Annotated in this window: 17 protein-coding genes; 9 read left to right on the plus strand and 8 right to left on the minus strand. The window is 67.0% G+C overall.

Annotated elements, in window-relative coordinates; genetic code table 11:
* Positions 1–25 precede the first annotated feature (25 nt).
* On the plus strand, positions 26–1,207 hold the full coding sequence (locus OHA25_RS20115; RefSeq protein WP_327589060.1) for a hypothetical protein: 1,182 nt from the start codon (positions 26–28) through the stop codon (positions 1,205–1,207).
* 751 nt (positions 1,208–1,958) lie between these two features.
* On the opposite strand, the gene OHA25_RS20120 is transcribed toward OHA25_RS20115, so the two are convergent.
* Together OHA25_RS20120 and OHA25_RS20125 are read right to left on the minus strand one after the other, a co-directional pair.
* Positions 1,959–3,167, minus strand: a complete 1,209-nt coding sequence (locus tag OHA25_RS20120) for an AAA family ATPase (protein WP_327589061.1) — start codon at positions 3,165–3,167, stop codon at positions 1,959–1,961.
* Positions 3,164–4,750 (minus strand): hypothetical protein, encoded by a 1,587-nt coding sequence (locus tag OHA25_RS20125; RefSeq protein ID WP_327589062.1) that lies wholly within the window; start codon positions 4,748–4,750, stop codon positions 3,164–3,166. Before OHA25_RS20125 ends, OHA25_RS20120 begins: the two co-directional genes overlap by 4 nt.
* A gap of 251 nt (positions 4,751–5,001) precedes the next feature.
* Here OHA25_RS20125 and OHA25_RS20130 point away from each other — a divergent pair, with 251 nt between their 5' ends.
* Together OHA25_RS20130 and OHA25_RS20135 are read left to right on the plus strand one after the other, a co-directional pair.
* Positions 5,002–5,532: an ATP-binding protein gene (locus tag OHA25_RS20130; protein WP_327589063.1), complete on the plus strand. Its 531-nt coding sequence runs from the start codon at positions 5,002–5,004 to the stop codon at positions 5,530–5,532.
* Between the two features lie 73 nt (positions 5,533–5,605).
* Positions 5,606–5,740 carry a hypothetical protein gene (locus OHA25_RS20135; protein WP_327589064.1) on the plus strand — a complete coding sequence of 45 codons (135 nt, stop codon included), beginning with the start codon at positions 5,606–5,608 and terminating at the stop codon, positions 5,738–5,740.
* Here the strand turns inward: OHA25_RS20135 and OHA25_RS20140 are convergent.
* Entirely contained in the window at positions 5,709–6,062 is a 354-nt protein-coding gene (locus OHA25_RS20140; RefSeq protein ID WP_327589065.1) for a hypothetical protein, read from the minus strand. The genes OHA25_RS20135 and OHA25_RS20140 overlap by 32 nt on opposite strands.
* A gap of 472 nt (positions 6,063–6,534) precedes the next feature.
* Between OHA25_RS20140 and OHA25_RS20145 the strand changes: the two genes are divergently transcribed.
* The 4 genes from OHA25_RS20145 to OHA25_RS20160 all read left to right on the plus strand — a co-directional run bounded on the left by OHA25_RS20145 (position 6,535) and on the right by OHA25_RS20160 (position 13,782).
* Positions 6,535–7,356 carry a hypothetical protein gene (locus tag OHA25_RS20145; protein ID WP_327589066.1) on the plus strand — a complete coding sequence of 274 codons (822 nt, stop codon included), beginning with the start codon at positions 6,535–6,537 and terminating at the stop codon, positions 7,354–7,356.
* Between the two features lie 138 nt (positions 7,357–7,494).
* Positions 7,495–9,252: an RNA ligase family protein gene (locus tag OHA25_RS20150; RefSeq protein ID WP_327589067.1), complete on the plus strand. Its 1,758-nt coding sequence runs from the start codon at positions 7,495–7,497 to the stop codon at positions 9,250–9,252.
* Positions 9,252–12,059, plus strand: a complete 2,808-nt coding sequence (locus tag OHA25_RS20155) for a poly(A) polymerase (RefSeq protein ID WP_327589068.1) — start codon at positions 9,252–9,254, stop codon at positions 12,057–12,059. Before OHA25_RS20150 ends, OHA25_RS20155 begins: the two co-directional genes overlap by 1 nt.
* A gap of 454 nt (positions 12,060–12,513) precedes the next feature.
* Positions 12,514–13,782: an ATP-binding protein gene (locus OHA25_RS20160; protein WP_327589069.1), complete on the plus strand. Its 1,269-nt coding sequence runs from the start codon at positions 12,514–12,516 to the stop codon at positions 13,780–13,782.
* A 567-nt stretch (positions 13,783–14,349) separates the two neighbouring features.
* Here OHA25_RS20160 and OHA25_RS20165 read toward each other — a convergent pair.
* From OHA25_RS20165 to OHA25_RS20175, 3 genes are all read right to left on the minus strand, one after another.
* On the minus strand, positions 14,350–14,664 hold the full coding sequence (locus OHA25_RS20165) for a hypothetical protein (RefSeq protein WP_327589070.1): 315 nt from the start codon (positions 14,662–14,664) through the stop codon (positions 14,350–14,352).
* A 304-nt stretch (positions 14,665–14,968) separates the two neighbouring features.
* Positions 14,969–15,637 carry a transcriptional repressor LexA gene (gene lexA, locus OHA25_RS20170; RefSeq protein ID WP_442942196.1) on the minus strand — a complete coding sequence of 223 codons (669 nt, stop codon included), beginning with the start codon at positions 15,635–15,637 and terminating at the stop codon, positions 14,969–14,971.
* A 20-nt stretch (positions 15,638–15,657) separates the two neighbouring features.
* Positions 15,658–16,623 carry an NADP-dependent oxidoreductase gene (locus OHA25_RS20175; protein ID WP_327589072.1) on the minus strand — a complete coding sequence of 322 codons (966 nt, stop codon included), beginning with the start codon at positions 16,621–16,623 and terminating at the stop codon, positions 15,658–15,660.
* 99 nt (positions 16,624–16,722) lie between these two features.
* Here OHA25_RS20175 and OHA25_RS20180 point away from each other — a divergent pair, with 99 nt between their 5' ends.
* Positions 16,723–17,340 carry a TetR/AcrR family transcriptional regulator gene (locus OHA25_RS20180; protein WP_327589073.1) on the plus strand — a complete coding sequence of 206 codons (618 nt, stop codon included), beginning with the start codon at positions 16,723–16,725 and terminating at the stop codon, positions 17,338–17,340.
* On the opposite strand, the gene OHA25_RS20185 is transcribed toward OHA25_RS20180, so the two are convergent.
* A complete protein-coding gene (locus OHA25_RS20185) occupies positions 17,335–17,712 on the minus strand; it encodes a BBE domain-containing protein (RefSeq protein ID WP_327589074.1) in 378 nt (125 codons plus the stop codon). The genes OHA25_RS20180 and OHA25_RS20185 overlap by 6 nt on opposite strands.
* 84 nt (positions 17,713–17,796) lie before the next feature.
* Between OHA25_RS20185 and OHA25_RS20190 the strand changes: the two genes are divergently transcribed.
* On the plus strand, positions 17,797–18,114 hold the full coding sequence (locus OHA25_RS20190) for a helix-turn-helix domain-containing protein (RefSeq protein ID WP_327589075.1): 318 nt from the start codon (positions 17,797–17,799) through the stop codon (positions 18,112–18,114).
* Between the two features lie 190 nt (positions 18,115–18,304).
* Here the strand turns inward: OHA25_RS20190 and OHA25_RS20195 are convergent, their stop codons facing one another.
* Entirely contained in the window at positions 18,305–19,468 is a 1,164-nt protein-coding gene (locus tag OHA25_RS20195) for a trypsin-like serine peptidase (RefSeq protein ID WP_327589076.1), read from the minus strand.
* Positions 19,469–19,629 lie beyond the last annotated feature (161 nt).

Genomic DNA, 19,629 nt, shown 5'->3' on the forward strand with positions numbered 1-19,629 from the left:
GAGGCTGCTGCCTCGGTTGGGAGGCATGGAGATGACTCTCCCTGCAGACCTGCGGGGGAACGCCACGTCGGACCGGAAGGCAAGGATCGCTTCGATCCTTGCGGTTGCTCTGCCAATGGCCGTGTTCAGCGCCATACTCACCGGGCAGGCGACCACGCATGTCTCTCCACGCGAAGGTGTTGCCTGGGACATGGGCGCAGCGGACGTGCGCATCTTTGACTCCGAGTCGACGGTGCCAGTCGAGCAGGACAGCAATGGTTATGAGCTCTACCCGCTGAGAGACCGCTCCGAGACGCGAAAGCCCTACACTCGTGCACAGATCGAGGCCGTGTTGCCCGAAGGCGGCAGGGCGATACCTTTCAGCGTCGATGACGGGCCCTGGCCGGGATGGCCCGGCGCAGTCGCGGAGCTGGATCTGAGAGATCCGATAACGCGCGGCATGTATCCGCTGGTACGCGGACGATACCCGCAGGCCAAAGGCGAGCTCCTGGTCACCGAGGGTAAATATGACGCCGTTCATGCGGCACTGGCCAACTTCAAGCCCGGGAGCAGATTCGCTGAAACGGTGAAGATAGTCGGGGTCGCCGTCGACATCCGGCGCGACCGGATTCCCCCCACTGTCTCCTTCCCCGGAACGGGGTTGGTGGAAAATGGAGGACTCTGGCGGGAGTGGTTGGTGGACACGTCTGGGCCCATTGGCTCGGAGCAGGTCAACGAGCTGAACAAGAAGGGGCTCTACGTCAGATCGCGGTCAGTCATCGATGGCCCTCCACTGCCGGATCAGCGATCTGACAGCTTGGACAGGGAACACCATCTGACGGAGCCGGATTTCTCGAACACTCTCGTCTGGTGCGTGGTGGTCTGTCTGGCGCTGGTGTACCCGTGTCTGGTTTTTCTCGTGCATCGCCGCGTGCGAGGCCGGCGGAAGCGCCTGGCAATCAGGCTGATACTGGCAATCCCGGTAAGCATCGGATTCGGGCTCATGTGCGCAGCGTGGCTGACGCCACACATTGCGGAATCGGCCACAGGCCCGTACGAAGTTCCTGTGGAGCCGATTCTGGCCGTAGCCGCTATGGGCGAAGGCGTCATCGCGTTCGCCCTCCCTAGGGCGCTCTACTTCCACGCGACAACCCGCAGTACCAGGGCTGGCTCGTCACCGGTCGGCGTCGATGACCCAGATGACGCAAGGGATGGTCGTCCCTCCTAATCGGCTTCGGCTGATGGAGGTTTGCGTGGGATCATCCCGTTCGCTGCGGGCGGACGGCATGGCGGTCTCCCGAGACGCTCGGGCGACGGTGATTCCACGAACCGCGATGGGAACCGTTCCGGGTTGTCGTGCATGCCGAGCAGGCGAGGGCCCGATGAGGCTTGTCTCTTCTCGATCATGTGACGTTCGAATATGGTGGGCGGCAGTCCGTCGTTGGCGCTGTGCTGCCGGGTGGTGACCAACCCCCTCACCGGTCAAATGTCGTCCGCGTGCTGCAGTTCCGCTAACACCCAAGTTGGCTCAGATTAGTGCGCACCTTGCCGGCGCGCGTAGGTCGGTGGCTCGAACCTCATGCCGGCGTCTAGCTTATTATCAGCTTGACCAGAGCATTGTCTACTAATCAGTGAAGCGGAGTCATTGATGCCTATTAAAAGATTCAAACGCTTGATTTGGTGGAAGGTGGCACTGCTTAGCCTAATTCTGCTCCCCCTTCGCATCGCGCTCTCCATTGCTGATGGAAAGAGAGGTGTGGATATACTTGCCCCGTCTGTCGCGATTATTGTGATTCTGGTGCTTGCGAGCGTTCTAGCAGTCCGCGAGTATCGCAAGAACCGCCATGGGGAATAGCTGAACTCGCGTGGTGCAGACAGGGGCTGGTGTTGCTTTCCTGTAATGGCATGGGGCATCTACACATACACAGATCACCGCCCAGAGCCCCGAAAACCAGAGCTCTCCGAGTGGAAGTTCCTCACTAGCGCGAGCGATCTCCTCGACTTTGCTCCTGGAGGGTCGCCGGAATCAGTGACGAGCCGTCGTCGCTGCACTCGCACACGATGAGTTCCTCCGGCTTGAGTCGATCGGCAAGAGCCGGCGAATGAGTGGCGATGATGAACTGCGTCTTCTCACCCGCCTCCCGCACGCGCTCGACCAGAAGTTCCAACGCTTGCGGGTGCAGCCCGTGATCGATCTCCTCGACGCAGGTCAATGCGGGCGGGTGCGGGTCGTGCAGCATGGCGAGCAGTCCCAATAGCCGGATGGTTCCGTAGGAAGCGTCCGGCAGCGGCGTCGGCTCGCGCATTCCCCGCTCCCGTAGCATCCCGAGAACCGTGGACCCGACGTGGTCGAATTCGATGGCCTCCAACTGGGGCAGCACTTCGGCGGCATCGTCCTGCAGTTGCTGCCACAGGTCCGGCTCGTTGGCGCTCAGCCAGAGGAGAAAGCTCGACAGGTTGGAGGCGTCACTCGCGATGCCCTCACCGAGCCTGACCGGCGCCCGAGTAGGTCTCGCCGCCGCGTGAACATCCACTTCGAAGATCCGAAAACTACCGAGCAGCCCGGAGACCTGAGCCGTGATCGGCCCGAACCTCTCGTCACTGAGTCGGGGCAGCGTGGACAGTCCGCTGCTCACTGCCTGGATGCCGATCCCAGCGCCCTCGGACTGTCCGGTGAGCGGCTCTGAAGTGTCGAAAGGATCCAAGGCACGGGTGGTCGCCGACTTGCCCCGCACCGTGATCGTCCGCAGCCGATGCCGTTCCGTGCTGGATCGAAAGATCTCTTCCCTGGCGAACGGGGTCCCGGTGATCCGCAGGTCGTATTCGTCCTGCCGGTCTCCCGGCTCGGCCGACCACGATCCCTTGATTCCGATGCGGATATACGCCGCCGGTACGGTGCCGCCGTGGAAGACAAGACGCTCGAATCCACCGCGCTCGTCCAACGCCGGGACGAGATCCGTACGCACGATGTCGGCCAGAAACCGGAACACTTCCAGCACATTCGTCTTGCCCGCGCCGTTCGGCCCAACGAGCACGTTGACGGGGCCGAGCGGAAGAGCGACCTGCCGCAGGCTGCGGAAGTTCTCCACCTCCAGAGAGAACAACCGATGATCCGCCACCGTGCTCACCTGCTCCGCATCGCGCTCGACTTCGCCGGCGGCAATAAAGCTACGCGCGATCATCGTCATTCGCTTCGTACTGCTCCTCTAAAACCGCAAGCTTGCAGGGTGTCGTCGAGCTGCTGTACATGTGCGTTACCCGCCCATGGCTCGAGACGGGCCCGTGCTCGAAGGAGCTGATCGGTCAGCCGAGCCGAACTGTGTTGTGACGCTATGCCAGCGGCCTCCGTAAGTCTGGCGGCGGCCTCAGGGATCTCCTTGGCGGGGGTCAATGCGCTGGCATACGAGACAAGCGCAAGCCCGCGATCCATCTTGAACTGCGGGTCGAGCCCGGCCAAGCATTGCTGGGCTGCCGTGACGGCGGGTCCTGTTTGTCGTAGCTGGATCAGCGCCCAGGCTGCCCCGCACTCCACCACCGAAGGCGAAATCCAGTACAGGAACGCCGGCTCGCTGTCCTTTGATGTATCGGCAAAGGACACCGCAGCGTGATGCACGCGGGCGCACTTCGCCGCTTCGCCTGCGGTGGCATGTGCCTTGGACAGCACCGAGTCGCTCATGGCCCGCAACAATCTGCTTGGAGAACGGGTGGTCCAGCTCTGCGCGGCGAAGGCATGGTCCAGAGCAGTGGCGGGTCGCCGTTGATAGACGGCCATAGCACCCAACCAGCAATGGAGGTAGCTGACCAGGGTGGGATCGCCTAGCTCGAGCGCCGCCCGCAGTCCATCGCGCATGGCGCGCTCGGCCGCCTTGTAGTCGAGCAGGTCGTAGGCAAGATATCCGGCCAGCTGTGACATCTGCGCATACGCGGCCAGCATCCGATCGTGCAGCGCTGGGGGCATGGACTCTCGGGAGAGGACCTGCGCGAGCGCTGTCCGCTGTCTGTTCACCACCGGCAGCAGCGCCGCCGGCCCATGCTCGTCATCGGCTTGGCGTGCGCGCAAAGTGAGCTTCTCGAACGTGCGCGCAGTCGCCTCATCCACTCGCCATGTGCTGCGCAGAACCCCGGCCAGGCGTTCTTCCTCATCCGGGGTCAGGACGCGCAAAAGGTCCAGCGCCCGGGCGCCGCCGAGCACCAGGGCCAGTTCGAAGAGCAGCTCGCGTCGCTTCACGTCGGTCTCCTCGGTGCCGATGGCGCGCAGCAGGTGCACACACGCCGGAGCGTCCGGGAGCGACCTGTCAGCGGGCGCGGCTGCTGCGCTCGCCTCTATGGTGACACGGCTTGCCGTCTTCAGGGATGGAGGCCGGTTGGCGTCCCGATCTCGGAAGTCTGCTCTGTCGATCAGCTCACGGTCGGCGCTGCGATACGACCCGAAGACCTCATCGCTGATCAAGCTCCGGGCAGCGGTCTGGTAAACCTCCGCCAGCATGACCAGGAGACGTGCAGGCGGCCGACGACCGGTCTCCGGCCAGGCCTCGAAATCGTAAAGCCGCGCCTCTCGCAAGGAGGCTGTGCCCGCAGGGTCGGCGTCGTTCACCATGGCCACCACATCGGAGGCAGTGCGGCCGTGCGCCAGCCGGCAAAGCCGTAACGGGCTGGCCGCATGAGTGAGCTCGAGAACAGTGGCGATCTGATCCCATGTGAAGCCCTTGGCACGCAACTGCTTGCTCCAGGAGCGAGCCCACAGCAGCACTCGGCGGCCCTCGCCCGACATCACGCACCCCCTGTCACCTGGGATTGCGTACGCATTGTATATCCGTCATGACGCTCTGATCACTCTGATCGCGGCTGTAGGGAGGTCAATGCGGGACAGAGGCAGATTCTCCCAGGTCAGCGCCTATAACGAGCGGGGCGATGATCGAACGCGAGATGGAGATCCACCCGGAAGGCGTTTCACGGCACCGTACATATGGCGGACCACCACAGGCCGCATCCCCGTTGTCACACGTCCACGGAGGAATCCCCATGCTCGACACCACCACGCCCGCCGTTGTGTGCGTCCCCAGACAGCGCGAACCTTGCTCCGTTCAGCGTGAACTCATCGACGCGATGATCGACCTGCACCCTGGCGGACTGATCTGGCGGCGCACGTTCGCCGGCATCCCTGACCAGATCCCCCATGCTCGCCACTTCGCCCGCTACCTCCTGGCCGACTCCCCCTGCCAGAACGACGCCGAGCTCATCGTCGCCGAGCTCGCCACCAACGCCCTGAAGCACACAAGCAGCGGCAGCCCAAACGGTACGTTCATCGTCGAACTCGCGCGTACGACCACCACCGTCACCGTCGCGGTCTACGACTGCGGCTGGGGAGGCGTTCCCCGCTTCGGCCTGTCCCGGCGGAACAGCGCCCGCCATGGCTGGGGACTCTCCATCGTCGCCGCGATCGCTGACCAGGTCGGGTACGAAGGCGACGACCAGGTGGGCCACAAGGTCTGGGCGGTGATCCACACCTTGCTGACGCCGCTGGCCGCAGTTCGCCAGGCGGATATTCGATAGATCCGCTTTCTTGGCCGCTTGTACCCTGAGGCGAATCAAGCGTTCGTCGGGGGAGCAGGGCCGCCCTATCAGCGTGGGCGGCCACACCCTGGAGTACATCGACCGCAGCCTGCTGACCAAGGTCTCCACACCGACCGGCCCCAGCATCAGCTTCGCCTACGACGCCGCGGAGGTGATCATGCGTGCTCATCGTCCCGGGCAGCCTTGAACCTGCCAGCGCCCATTGGAGGTACGGGATTGGGCAGAGTGGAGAACGGCCACGTGTCTACGTTCAGGACGACTATGATCTTCGGCCAAATGTCCACGATCATGGCGTCCAAGTGACCACGTTGGCTCCGGAAGTCGATGCCCCGGTGTGTGATCATGCGCATTGCCGAACCGTCCGGGGCCTCCCCGTTCGGCTTTTCGCCATTCTCGGGCACCAATCGCAGGGTTTCGTACACCTCCATCAGCGCGGCGAACTCGCTTTCGGTGAGGCTGTCCGCCTGCTTCTCAGCGATCTTGCTGCCGAGGATGATCGTGAAGGCCACTGCTCGGCGACCTCGTAACCACGTGCGCGTGCAACGTCGGCAAGGTTTCGTCCCGTGGCCGTTCGTCGTTACGCAGGCGTTCGACAGCCTCTAGGACGTGGTGTCAGTCATCAGGGTCGCGGTTGGCCACGATCGCTGTACGCCACCACCGGGCGAGGAGCTCATCCAGGGTAGCCGTGGGTACCACAGAAGTGCTGGTCAGCTCCGCGTACTCGGCATCGAATTCAGCGATGTCGTCAGGATGGAACAGGGGCTGTCCGCACGCCGGTGAAGGTTTTGTCCGGCACGTGCGGGGCGGGGGCGAGTGGCTGTGCGCTCATGCTGCGGTTCCCTTCGCGTTGAGACCCTTGCCCCGCCAGGTGCGGACGGTCATGCGGTCCACTCCAGCGCGACGGGCCAAGGTGGCCTCCTTGCAGCCGTTGGCCACCTCATCGATTCCTGTGCCGACACTATGTGTATTCGGTGTGTAACAATGAGCGACATGCCGTCCCCCCGTCATGACGCTCTCATCAACATGTTTAGCGCCCGCCCCCGACTGGCGGTGGAGATCCTGCGCGATCTCATGGGGGTGGATCTGCCCGACACGCCGCTGGTCCGGCAGGAGAGCACCACCTTCAGCACCCGGCCTTCCGACGATATCGAGGCCGACCTGGTCTTCACTCTGGGACCGCCGCAAGCCCCTGTGCACGCCATCATCGTGGAGATCCAGCAGGACACGTCCATGGAGCCGCGGCAACTCGCGCGCTATGCCGCCGCGCTGTGGCTGCTGCTGGGTTGCGACGTTTCGGTTCTGGTCGTCTGCCCCGACCGAGCAGTCGCCGAATACTACGCGCGGCCGATCGAGTCGGGGCTGACCGGCTACCGGTTGCGGGCTTGGGTGCTGGGACCTGACGGCGTTCCGGCCATCACCGATCGTCAGCAGGCCGCCGCTCACTTGGAACTGTCGGCCATGTCGGTGATGGTCCACGGCCGCAACCGCAAAGTGGTTGAGGCCTTCACCATGGCAGTGGCAGACACGCGCGATGAGCACGCTCCGAAGTACTATGAATACGCCTACAGCATGGCCGCGCCCGAGATTCGGCGCCTCTTGGAGGAGATAGAAGGCAGGACGGAAGAGGCTGCCAGGATAGTGCTGCTGGTGCTGACTGCCCGCGGTCTCGACGTCCCCGACGACAAACGCACCCAGATCACCACCTGCACCGATCTCGCCCAACTAGAAACCTGGGCCACCCGCGCAGCCACCGCTCAAGACCTCCGCGACCTGTTCAGTGAGAGCGGCGGACAGGCCCTCTAAGCTCACGGATTCCTCACCCTGGCCCGTAGGCAGCTGAATAGGCGATTCGCCACGACGCGGCCGTCTGATTATTCGATGGAACGACCCTCCAGGCCGCTCGTACAGTGATGCGACCAAGCGTTCGGCGGGGGAGGGATCATGCGCGTGCACTATCCGCGTACCCCTCACCTCCCCTGGTCGCCCGGCGCGACACCGGACGACGTACGAGCGGGTGACCTGTCCGGGCTGCGGGGGCGAGAGATCGTGGTCACCGAGAAGCTCGATGGGGAGAACACCACCCTGTACGCCGACGGCCTGCATGCGCGGTCGCTGGACTCCGGACACCATCCTTCCCGGACATGGGTCAAGCAGCTGCAGGGGCGGGTCGGGGCGAGGATCCCGGTGGGGTGGCGGGTGTGCGGGGAGAACCTGTTCGCGCGGCACTCCATCGCCTACGAGGAGTTGGACAGCTGGTTCTACGGGTTCTCCGTCTGGGAGGGGGATCGCTGTCTGGACTGGGACCGTACGGTGGCCTTCCTGCGGGGCCTCGGAGTTCCGGCACCGCCCGTGTTGTGGCGCGGCGTCTTCGATGAGCGGGTGCTGCGGGCGCTTCGGTTGGACACGGAGCGGCAGGAAGGGTACGTCGTTCGGACAGTTGAAGGGTTCGGGCGGGAGGAGTTCGGCGGGCGGGTGGCCAAGTGGGTGCGTCCGGCGCACGTGCGGACTGACACCCATTGGATGCACGCCGCCGTTGTGCCGAATGGCCTTCGGCCGGCCGCGGCACTGTGGGCGGTGCGATCGGGGGCGGATGCCGATGTCCCTGAGCTGCTGGCCGCGGTGGGTATCGCGGTCGACGGCCCGGGCGGAGGTGGGGCGGCGGGCATCCGTGTGGAAGATCCAGCCCACGCCGAGGTGGTGGGCAGGCTCGACCTGATCGGGCGGTACGGGGATGCGCGGCTCGCGGGTGTGCTGGCCACCGTGCTGCACTCCATGCCCCGTGCCTGGCTGGCGGCTCGGTTGGCCGGGCCGCTGGGCATGCCGCTGGCGCGGCGGGTCGCGGACCTGGTCGGGCTGCACGCCGGTCTGCACCGGCCCTATCCGGATGAGGATCGGCGTGCCGGGCTCGTACGGATGGCGTCCGCCGCCGATCTGGGAGTGCTGCATGCCGTCGCGGCGGCCGTGCTGGTGGGCCGTACGGACGATGCGGATGGTACGGAGGACCAGGCGCGCGAGCAGGTCGAATGGTCGGCGATGCACGCCGAGGACGCCGGGTTGCTCGAGCCGGAGCCGTTGGAGCCGTTGCGGGCAGGTCTGCGGGAGGCCCTCGATGGCCTCGGCGCGGAGGTGGTGGATCGGTGCTGGGCGGAGGCGCGTGATGCCTATGCGCGGGGGCGGATCGCCACGGTCGATGAGGCCGTGGCGGCGACCTGGCGGTGGCGCTCCGGGCGGTTCCCCCAACTGGTGCACCTGGTCGGGCCGTCGGGCAGCGGAAAGAGCACGTTCGCGGCGAGCCTGCCCGGCATCGACGTGCATCTGTCGCTGGACGACCTGCGTCAGGCCCGGGGCTCGCGGGCGGACCAGCGGGCCAACCAGCAGGTGCTGGGGGAGGGCCTGGACCGGCTCGACGCCGCGCTGTCCGTCGGCGGCACGGTGGTGTGGGATGCGACGTCGCTCAATCAGCACCAGCGTTCCCTGGTGCACGCCGTGGCGCGCCGCCGCGACGCGCTGACGACGCACGCCATCATGGTGGTGGAGGAGGACGAGCTGCACCGGCGCAACGCTCGCCGAGCGCACCCGGTGCCGCCGCAGGTGCTCACGGCGCAGGTGCGCCGGTTCGTCCCGCCGTACCCCGGCCAGGCCCACCGCACCTGGTACGTCGGGGCGTCCGGAACCATCGAGGATCGGGGCGGAGCGTGATGCGTACCAGCGAGGAGATCTATCACCGGGTCCGCTGGGACCCGCGGTTCGACCCCTCGCGCTTCGTCCTGGGGGTCGGCCAGCGGGGCGCTGCTCCCAAGCGTGTCCCGCTGCCCGCGTTCGTCCCCGGCGGCGAGATCCCCTGGCATCGGGTGCTGTTCGTGGAGGCGGACGGCGAGGTGGTGTGGGACCGGGCCAGCGGGCTGGACCGGGTCGACACCTGCGACGCCGGCCGGGTGCGGGAGCCGCGCCGCCTGCGAGCGCCGTTCTTCACGGCTCGGACGCCGCACGTCTGGGACGCCGGCTGGCGCCCCGGCTCCGGTGGCGCGGTGGCTGCTGCCAAGGCCGTACGGGTCCTGACATGGAACACGCTCTGGGACCGCTACGACAGCGAACGCATCGACACCGCCCGCCGCCGGCCCCTGCTGCTGGCGGCCCTGGAGGAGGCCGACGCGGACGTCATCGCGCTGCAAGAGGTCGAGCCCGCGCTGCTGTCCATGCTCCTGTCCGCCCCGTGGGTACGCGCCCGCTACGCCATCGGCACCGACCCTGACGGCGAGGACGTCGACGCCAGCGGGCTGTTGTTGCTCAGCCGGTTGCCCGTACGGGAGGCGGCCTGGCACGTGCTCGGGCCGTACAAGGCGCTGGCCGCTATCGTCGTGGACACCGCCGATGGTCCGCTCACGGTCGCCGTCACCCACCTGACCAGCGACCACGCCGACGACGGTGAGGACAGGCGGCAGGCGGAGATGGCGCAGCTCGCCGAGGGCTTGGCCGGCGTCGAAGGCGACCTGATCTTGGTGGGGGACTTCAACGACGGTACGGATGCGCCCGCGTCCGTGCTGGGGCTCCGGGACGCCTGGACGGAAGCCCACGGATCCGACCAGACCCCCACCTTCGACCCGCACGCCAACCCGCTGGCGGCACTCTCGTCCCTGTCCGGGAGGGCCACGCGGTTGGACCGCATCCTGCTACGCGGCCGACCACGGGTGATCTCGGCGACCCTGCGAGGCAACACACCGACCCCGGAAGGGCTGTACATCTCGGACCACTACGGGGTAGAGGCTGTCCTCGATCTCTCGCCGTCCGACCTCGCCGGGGTGCTCGACGTGCCGCCGACTGCGCGTACGGCCGTCGTCTGGGTGCCGCCGCAGGAGTTGTGGCCGCCGATTCAGCAGGTTCGACGGGAGCACGATCCGCAGTTCCACCGCTGGCCGCCGCATGTCAACCTCGTCTTCGGCTTCGTACCGGAGTCGGACTTCGAGTCGGCCGCGCCGCTGCTGGCTGCGGCGGCCGCCGAGAACGAGCCCTTCACCGTACGGCTGGAAGGGGTGCGTACCTTCCGGCATCGAGGCGACGTGACCGTCTGGCTCGACCCCGCCGCCGCAGGCCCGGCGCCCTGGACTCGCCTGCATCAAGCGCTGGAGCGGCGCTTTCCCCGCTGCAAGGGACGAGCGGAGGGTTTCACTCCGCACCTGACGCTGGGCCGAGCCAAAGATCGGCAAGGTCTGGCTGTCCGGCTCGACGGGATGACCGCACAGGTCGGTGACCTGGTGGTCCTGTCCCGCCGCGCGGACGAGCCCATGCGCCCACGTGCCCTGATCGCCCTGGGAACCGGGGAGGTCCGCTGGCTGGATGAGACCGCGAGCGAGGAGGCGAAGCGGGCGTTCGAGCCCGATACACCCGAACAGGCGCAGCGGGAAGCCTTGGCCGGACAGGTTGCGCGGCGCTTGGGGGAGGCACTGCGTCCAGGGGTCGTGCACCTTGCCGGATCCCGCGGCATGGGCTGCGAACTCCCGGCGGCGGACCTGGACCTGGTGGCCGCGCTGCCGGGTGAAACGGACATGGCGGACGTCGAGGCGCGGGTACGGGCGGCCCTGCCCGACGCCGCCCTGGTGCGGCAGGTGATCGGCGCCAGGGTGCCGGGCCCGCGACTACGCGTGGCCGACTTGGACGTCGACCTGGCCGTGGTCGCCACCGGACCTCTCCCCCCTTCACGGGCACTGGCCCGCCGGGCCGAGCTGGGCCAGGCGGCCGCGATCGCCCTGAGCGCGGTCAGCGATGCGGACGCTATACGCGCCGCCGTCGGCGCCGGGCACTCTCGTTTCGCCCGTCTGGCCAGGCAGGTGAAGGCATGGGCGAGGGCGCGCGGCCTGGACGCGGCCCCGTTCGGCGGACTGCCCGGCCTTGCCTGGACGGTGCTGGCGGCATGCACCGTCCGCGAGAGCGGCGACCTGCCCGCTGACCGTCTGCTGGGGCACTTCTTCAGTACGTGGGCCGCATGGAACTGGCGAGATCCGGTCACCCTCTCGCCCACCGTCGTCTCGGCGGACCCGGCCCCGATGACGGTGATGACACCCAGCGACCCTATGCGTAACTGCGCGCGCCAGGTCTCCGCCGGCGGCCTGGATCTGCTCACGCAGGAGCTTTACCGGGCATGGGAGCTCACGGAGAACGGCCGTTCCGGCGAACTGCTCGCGCCGCCTCCCCTCCACCGCCGGCACGCGGCGTGGGCCGTGGTGACAGTGCGTTCCGAACGGGCCGAGGAGTTCGATGCGGTGGCCGGTCGGGTGCGGGGCCGCATGCTGGAGCTGATCAGCGCCTTGGAAGAGGCGGGAGTGCCAGATGTGCAGGCCTGGCCACGTCCATTCGAGACGGGGCCGGGATCAGGCCGGTACGCCATCGGATTGGGGCGTACGCCGCTGGAGGCCGCCCGGCTCGCCGAGATCATCGGCAGGTGGGGAAGAGGGCTGTCCGGGGTCACGATCGAGCGGGCCGAAGGGGGCGCGGTACCCAGCCTCGCCTGACAGGGCCTCGAGATCTACCGGGGGACGGCTGGCCGCGGAACTCGGCGGTCACGCTCTGGACCAGCTGATTCATGTGCTCCAACTCGGCGTTGGTGGGCTCTCGGCGAAGCTTGACCTGGAGTGCAAAGTCGTCGTTCTCGATGGTCACGTCAAGTTCCTCAAGAAGATCACGTGGCAGGCTGCAGAGACGAACTCGCTTAACGCCACGACGAGCGGGCCTGGGAGCTCCTGCACCAGCCCGAGTCTGCAGCTGCTTCTCCGAGGGCTTCCATTGCCGCCGCGATCGCAGACCAGGTCGGTACGAGGTCGGCCGCTGTGGCCAGGATCCAGGAGGCCAGCGGACGGAGCCGCCTGTGACACCTTCGAGAAAATGTTGAGAACTTGGCCGACAAATTGTGGGATAGAGCTACATTTAAATGTCGAGGATCTGTCGGAGGATTTGTGGGGTAGCTTGATGGCGGACGGGCTGCGCGGTGTGATTCCCAGGCGCGCGCTGGAGCTCGCTGAGGAATCACTTTCGTCGTTCCGCGTCGTGGTCATGCACGGCGCTCGCCAAACAGGCAAGACCACCTTGGCCAGGCAACTGGCGGGGCGCCTCGGTGCCGGGTACGTCACGCTCGATCGCGGAGAGGACCGAGATGCCGCTCAGCGGGATCCCCGCACGTATCTCAGTGAACTGGGCACACCTCTAGCGATCGATGAGGTACAGCGAGTTGGCGAGCCCCTGGTCTTGGCAATCAAAGAGGTGGTGGACAACGACAACCGTCCCGGGCAGTTCCTCCTGACCGGGTCCAGTAACTTCCTCACCGTCCCGTCCATAGCTGAGACGCTGGCCGGCCGCGTCGACCTTCTCACGTTGTGGCCGCTCTCGATGGGGGAGCTGACTGGTGGTAGCGATGATTTCATTGATCGCGCCTTGAGTGACCCCGCGGCCCTGATCCACTACGACCGGCCCACCCTAGATCGCCAGACGTACTTCGAGTATCTGTGCGCGGGGGGATATCCCGAGGTGCAGCGCTTCGCGGGGAGGTCTCGCGGTCGTTGGTTCCGGCAATACGTTCGGACCGTTCTGCACCGAGAGGTCCAGGTAGCTGCCGACATACGCCGAGCCGATGAGTTGCTCAACATGGTCCATCTCTTCGCGGCGACCACCTCGCAGGAGCTCGTGATGAGCACGGTCGCGAATCGGCTGGGCCTGGATCGCGTAACCGCGTCCACTTACCAGCCATGGCTGGAAACCACGTTCCTGGTGCATCGCTTGCCGGCATGGAGCAGGAACCTGTCGGCCAGGGTGGTCAAGAGGCCCAAGCTCTACATGAGTGATACGGGAGTCGCGGCTGGGCTGTTGGGCAAGGATGCCACAGCGCTGCGCCGTCCTACAGATCCCGCAGCGGGTGCGATGTTCGAGACCTTCGTGGTCAACGAACTCGCCAAGCAGCTCACTTGGAGCAACACCCTGGCCAGGATGTTCCACTTCCGTGAGTCCGGTGGTATGGAAGTGGACATCGTGCTCGAAACTGCGGATGGTCGCGTGCTCGGCATCGAGGTGAAAGCGAGCTCCACCCCGCGCGAGGAGGACTTCCGTGGGCTCTCCTACTTGCGTGATCGTCTCGAGCGGTGTGGTGACTCGTTCGTGGGTGGGATCGTCCTGCATACCGGAGAGCGCCGTCTGTCGTTTGGCGACCGGCTATGGGCCCTGCCGGCCTCCGACATCTGGGGATGACGGTCCTTCTGGTTGCGCCGTCGAGCCTCGGCCACGGCCGCCTCGCCGCCGGACGTGTCCCCGACGATCAGCAAGATGGCCATGCGCCACAGATCGAACACGGACAAGATCCGGATCCAAAGCGCTGGCTGATCAGGTGGCTCAATCGGGGCAGTCGAATTTGCCTTTCTTCCGCCAGCAGGCGCGCGCCCTATCCCGTTCCCCTGGCTCGCCTCGATCGGCATGTACGAGCGAGCTCGCGCCGACTACTTCGTGCTTCCGCCCGTACGGAGGGTGGTCTCCCAGCCTAGGAAACGGCGGCGTAGCGCTTGGACATCCTGGTCGCTGAGCCCATGGCTCGATAGGGCCCGATCGGAGATACGTTCCAATGCGGACAGAGCAACCGCGAACATCCCTTCATCGAACCCGGGATCTGCCGCTGTGGCTAGCGTGATCAACTGGTCGGCGCTGTAACGGCCGCTGGCGAGGATGGCGAAGGTGTCGACGAAATCACGGACCTCGGCTCTGCTGTAGAGCGCAGCGATCTTGTTGCCGACCGCGTCGTCGGGGTGGAGTACGGGGCCGATCTCAAGCCGTACCGGTGAATGGGCGCGAATCGACGCCCATCTCGACTCTCACGGATCTCTCCTCGGCATCCGTGACCTGCAATCGAGCGAAGCCGGCCTTCTGGAGCTCGATCTCCACCTTCAAGCCGGCGTTGTGATAGGCCGCTTCGGCCGATGCAACCGCAGCCTCGAACTTGCCGCCTGCGGCGGTGAATAGATCGACGTCCTCCGATCGACGGGTCAGGAATCCATGGACCTGAACGGCGTAGCCACCGGCAAGAGCGAACCCGAATCGCTCTGTCGCTGCGAGACCGATCCGTGTGACAAGTTCATGCAAGGGCTCCATGGGACCTACGCCACCCGTCGTAGCGTTGGGAAGCTTGTTTCCCACGCCTGCCTCGCCTCAATAGGCAAATAAAGGCGAGGCCAGACCCGGATCAGTGTTTCGCGGTTCAGGTATGTTCGTAGGTCGTCAAAAATGGACCGCTTCGCGGGTCACGCGCTCGTACATCAGAACGCATGCCGTCGCGGTGTCCCGGCCCAAGGACGTGGCCGGCCTGATCCGCGAGGCGGTCACGGCCACCTCGGCCTGACCTTTCGCCCGCCCGGGCGGTTGCCCGATGACCGCTCCCCGCCGGTGCTCACACGCTGCGCAGGACCGAGACCACGATGCCCAGCACCACGGCGCCGTCGCCGTCGATGACGTCGTAGGCGGGGTTGCGCGGTTCGAGAAGGACGTGCCCGCCGCGCCGACGGAACACCTTGACCGTGGCCTCGCCGTCGATCATCGCGGCGACGATCTGGCCCGAGTGCGCCTCGGGCTGCTGCCGCACCACGACGATGTCGCCGTCGCAGATCGCGGCGTCGATCATCGAATCGCCCCGCACCCGCAGGCCGAACACGTTGCCGCGCCCGGTGAGGTCGCGGGGCAGGGTCAGCATGTCGTCCATGTGCTCGTCGGCCAGGATGGGAGTGCCCGCGGCGATGTCGCCGACCACGGGCACGCTCACCAGGTCGCCGGCCGGCTCCGGCGCCGAGGCCCGCAGGAACAGGCGTACGTCGATCGGCCGGGTCATGGTGGCGCCCCGGCGGAGGAACCCCTGCTCCTCCAGGCTCCTCAAGTGCTTCGACACCGACGAGGACGACCGCAGCCCGACCGCGTCGCCGATCTCGCGGGAGCTCGGTGGGTATCCGTGCCTGACCACCCAGTCCCGGATCATGGCCAGAATGCGCTGCTGGCGCTGCGGCAGGGACGAGACGTCCAGGTACTCGAACGGGTCAGCGTCGTCGTAGGTGGTCACCTGCGAAATGCTAAGGCCGTCTCGGCCGTTCAGTCGGCCACCTGGAGCACGATCTTGCCCTGGATGTGCCCATGCTCGGCCCGTTCGTGCGCCTTGGCCGCGTCGCGGAGCGGGAAGACGGAGTCGACGCCGGTCCGGAGGCGGCCCTCGTCCATCAGCCGGGCCAGCTCCGCCATCTGCCCCCCGTCGGAACGCACCTGGCGCCCGCGCTTCTCGATGCCCCGCCTGGCCATCTCCTCCTCGCCGTACTCCCCGAGGAAGATGGGGCTGTACACGCCGCCGTCCTTGATCGCCGGCAGCAGCCGGTACGCCTGGGGCCCGCCGACGCTGTCGAGCACGCAGTCCACGTCCCGCACCGCCTCCCCGGCCACCTTCTGTGTGTAGTCGACGAACTCGGCCACCCCCAGCTCCTTCAGGAACGCTTCATGGCGCCCGGAGGCGACGCCGATCACGTGGCAGCCGGCGTCCTTGGCAAGCTGCACGGCGAAGTGCCCCACGCCGCCGGCCGCCCCGTTCACGAGCACCCTGCTGCCCGGCTCCAGCTTGATGTGGTCGAACAGGAACTGGTACGCGGTGAGCCCGGCCATCGGCACGCCCGCCGCGTGCAGGTGATCGACGGACTCGGGCTTCCTGGCGAGGTCCCCGACGGGCGAGGTGGTGTACTCGGCGTACGCCCTGGCTCCCAGGCTCGGGAAACGGAGGAGGCCGAACACCTCGTCCCCCACCTGCCACTCGGTGACGCCGGGCCCGAGCGCGGCCACGACGCCCGACACGTCGGTGCCCGGCGTGAACGGCAGGGGCACCTGCGGCCGCATGCCCTCGGGGATGTTGGCGAAGCCCCTGCGGGCGTACCAGTCGGGCGGGTTCACCCCGGCGGCGTGGACGCGGAGCAGGACCTCTCCGGGCCCCGGCTCGGGCCGGGCGATCTCCTCGTACGCGAGCACCTCCGGTCCACCCAGGGTGTGGACGCGCACGGCATGCATGGTCGCGGGCATGATCTCTCCCATATCCGAATCGGCCCCGGCTATGATGCGGAGCAGTGCTCCGAATCGTAACCGGGGCACTGCTCCACTTGTCAATGGGAAGGATCGTGTATGCCGGGCAAACCACCGGATACCGCTGCGCCGAAACCGTCCCCCGAGTTGCGCGCCGACGCGCGGCGCAACCGGGAGCGCATCCTCGCCGTGGCGCGGGTCGTCGTCGAGGAGCAGGGGACCGAGGCGTCCCTGCGCGACATCGCCCGGCGCGCGCAGGTCGGGCTCGGGACGCTCTACCGGCACTTCCCCACCCGGGAGGCGCTGCTGGAGGCGCTGCTGCGGCAGAGCTTCGACCGGCTCGCCGCGCGGGCGGAGGACCTGGGCGAGAGCGCGACGCCGTACGAGGCGCTGGTGGAGTTCCTGGGGGAGCTGATCGGGGGCGCGGGCGTCTACCGGGGGCTGGCCGCGTCGATGATGGCCACGATCAGCGACGAGGGGTCCCCGCTGCACACGTCCTGCGCGGCGATGCGCTCGGCGGCCGGCCGCCTCCTGGAGCGCGCCCAGACGGCCGGCCGCATCAGGGCCGACGTCGACGGGACGGACGTGTTCGCGCTGGCCAACGCGCTCAGCTGGATCACCGACCAGGCGCCGTCGCTCGCCCCGCGCCGCGACCACCTCTTCGCGCTCGTCATGGCCGGCCTCGCCCCGCCCGCGGACCACCCCTCCCGGTCATGAGGCGACGTGGCCGACGCGGAAGAAGCCGTCCGGGTCGTAGGCTCGCTTGACCTCGCGCAGCCGCCGGTAGTCGTCGGTCGCGAACGCCGCCGTCGTCCTGGACGGATCAGCCAGGAAGTTCAGGAACGTCCCGCCGTTGGCGTACGGGCGCAGCTCCTCCGCTAGCCCCGGCACGACGGTGTCGACGATGACCGACAGCTTCGTGCCGCGGTGGCTGACCGGACCGGCGTCCTGGCCCGAGCGGCCCATGGCGCCGCCCCAGTGGCGGATCTCGATGGTCTGCGCGTGCTCGGCGGCCCGCACCAGCGTGCCGATCACCTCGTCGGGCACTGTCTCGAACATGTCCATGTGCCGGTTCGGCGTGCCGCCCATGGAGGTGACCGCGTACGTGTCCGGGCGCGTCTCGTCTAGCAGCGCCGGACCCGCCGCCCGCCACAGCGGCGCGAGTAGCCGATCATGACGGGCTACGTTCGCTGGAAGGATGTTCGCGCCGAATATGTCAGTCGCGCCGGCGGTGAGGAGGCCGTGGAGGCCGGCAAGCAGGAACTCCTGGCCAAGGTTCGGGGACACCGGCTCGCGGAAATCCGCCGTAGCCAGGGGCTGACCCAGCGGGATCTGACGGAGCGTATGGGAGTTACGAAGGGGCGCATTTCACAGATCGAGCAAGGCAAGATCTCAGGCCAAGATGTCTTGACGCGCTATGCCGTCGCCCTTGGCGGTCGTCTCCACCAGTCGATCTACTTCGATGACGGTGACATCGCCGCCATCGCCTGAGTCGTTGGCCTACCGCGTCGCGGCTCATGTGAAGCCCATTGTGCAGGGGAGCGCGAGGGGCTCTGCCCCTCGCCCCGGGCGAAGCCCGGTAAGAACAGTCCGAGCGAAGCGAGGTCCGCGCAACTGAGGGAAGCCAAAGGCGAGGGCCCGGCCTGTGCCGCCGGGCCCTCGCCTTTTCCCCTGGCAGGGCTTACTTGTACAGTTCGCCGTTCGGGCCGACGATCTTGCCGGACCACACGTTCTTGGCAGCGTTGTACACCGCCGCCGTGTCGCCGTCGAAGTACGGCGACGTGATGTAGTCCACGCGGTCGTTCCCGTCCTGGTCGGCGAAGGTGCTGGTCACGCCGTTGACGTAGCCCAGGCGCTTGCCGTTGCTGTAGTTCAGGAGCCACGAGCCGCCGTCGAAACCGGGGGTCACGGCGCACTTGAGGCCGATGTGCTCCTCGATCTTGAGCCAGGGGGCGCCGACCATCTTGGCGGTGGTCTTGCCGTAGCAGTGCTTCGGCGTCACGCCGCTGTACGGCTTGTCGCCGTCGGGCTGCGGGGCCGCCGGGTAGCCGAAGGCGCGGACTGCCTTGCCGGTGGGCTGGTTCCAGGCGAAGCCCTGGCCGCCGACGTTGTCGCCGAGGCGCCCTGCGTCCTTCGACAGCAGGATGTAGTAGTGGCCGCCCCAGCGGCGCTTGGGGCCGGTGAAGCGCTCGAAGTCCCTGCGGTCCACCTGCTTGACGCCGTTGAAGAGGATGCCGTTGTAGACGGTGACGAACGCGTAGTCGCGGTCGTAGTCCTCATAGACGTCGAAGTCGTAGTGGGTGAAGGCCTGCTTGCCCACGTAGATGCCCCACGGGGCCCTGCCCTTGTAGTAGCCGGGCACGAAGACCCAGTTGTCCAGGAGCGCCGTGTCCTTGTCCGTGTCGTACACGCAGTGGCCCGCGGTGGCGACCAGGTTGCGGTAGTTCGACTGGATGGAGGTGGCCGAGCACCAGCGGAACTTGCCGGAGGCGTCGACGAAGAAGACCTTGCCGATGCTCTTCGGCAGGTTGACGTTCTGGGCCCGAGCGGTGGACTTCGTCTCACCGGTCGGGGCCGTGGTGCCGGGCCGGCCGTCGGGGTCGGCGCTGCCCTTGGAGACGACCTTCCGCACCTCGTTCGAGTCCCAGGTGTACTGCGTCGCGGCGCGAAGAGCGGCGCCGTTCGACGCCAGCCAGAAGGAGGCGACGGAGGCGGCTTCGGACGTGTTGCGGGCCATGGGGTCATGGGCGACGTCAGGCTCGGCCTGCGCGGTGCCGGTCAGGCCGGCCGCGAGCAGACCGGTGACCAGAACGGCACCACCGGTGGGAAGAAGGATTCGCTTCAAGGTAACTCCAGGTTGCGCTGACCTGGGGCGTCTCATGCACCCCAAAACTCAGCAAAGCGTGAGCAAACAGTCAGCCGGGAACTTACTACCTTGACTCTGGTCATGTGAATTTCCGGTCGGGCGTGCCAACGTTCCAAACAGCCGTCGTGACCGTTCTGAGA

It is taken from the genome of Nonomuraea sp. NBC_00507 (assembly GCF_036013525.1).
Taxonomy (GTDB): Bacteria; Actinomycetota; Actinomycetes; order Streptosporangiales; family Streptosporangiaceae; genus Nonomuraea.

What these genes read in the sequence shown, in the direction of transcription:
- OHA25_RS20115 (WP_327589060.1), top strand. Translation starts at nt 26, where the DNA reads ATGGAGATGACTCTCCCTGCAGACCTGCGGGGGAACGCCACGTCGGAC.
- OHA25_RS20120 (WP_327589061.1), bottom strand. Translation starts at nt 3,167, where the DNA reads ATGACGATGATCGCGCGTAGCTTTATTGCCGCCGGCGAAGTCGAGCGC.
- OHA25_RS20125 (WP_327589062.1), bottom strand. Translation starts at nt 4,750, where the DNA reads ATGTCGGGCGAGGGCCGCCGAGTGCTGCTGTGGGCTCGCTCCTGGAGC.
- OHA25_RS20130 (WP_327589063.1), top strand. Translation starts at nt 5,002, where the DNA reads ATGCTCGACACCACCACGCCCGCCGTTGTGTGCGTCCCCAGACAGCGC.
- OHA25_RS20145 (WP_327589066.1), top strand. Translation starts at nt 6,535, where the DNA reads ATGAGCGACATGCCGTCCCCCCGTCATGACGCTCTCATCAACATGTTT.
- OHA25_RS20150 (WP_327589067.1), top strand. Translation starts at nt 7,495, where the DNA reads ATGCGCGTGCACTATCCGCGTACCCCTCACCTCCCCTGGTCGCCCGGC.
- OHA25_RS20155 (WP_327589068.1), top strand. Translation starts at nt 9,252, where the DNA reads ATGCGTACCAGCGAGGAGATCTATCACCGGGTCCGCTGGGACCCGCGG.
- OHA25_RS20160 (WP_327589069.1), top strand. Translation starts at nt 12,514, where the DNA reads ATGGCGGACGGGCTGCGCGGTGTGATTCCCAGGCGCGCGCTGGAGCTC.
- OHA25_RS20175 (WP_327589072.1), bottom strand. Translation starts at nt 16,623, where the DNA reads ATGCCCGCGACCATGCATGCCGTGCGCGTCCACACCCTGGGTGGACCG.
- OHA25_RS20180 (WP_327589073.1), top strand. Translation starts at nt 16,723, where the DNA reads ATGCCGGGCAAACCACCGGATACCGCTGCGCCGAAACCGTCCCCCGAG.
- OHA25_RS20185 (WP_327589074.1), bottom strand. Translation starts at nt 17,712, where the DNA reads ATGGGCGGCACGCCGAACCGGCACATGGACATGTTCGAGACAGTGCCC.
- OHA25_RS20190 (WP_327589075.1), top strand. Translation starts at nt 17,797, where the DNA reads ATGACGGGCTACGTTCGCTGGAAGGATGTTCGCGCCGAATATGTCAGT.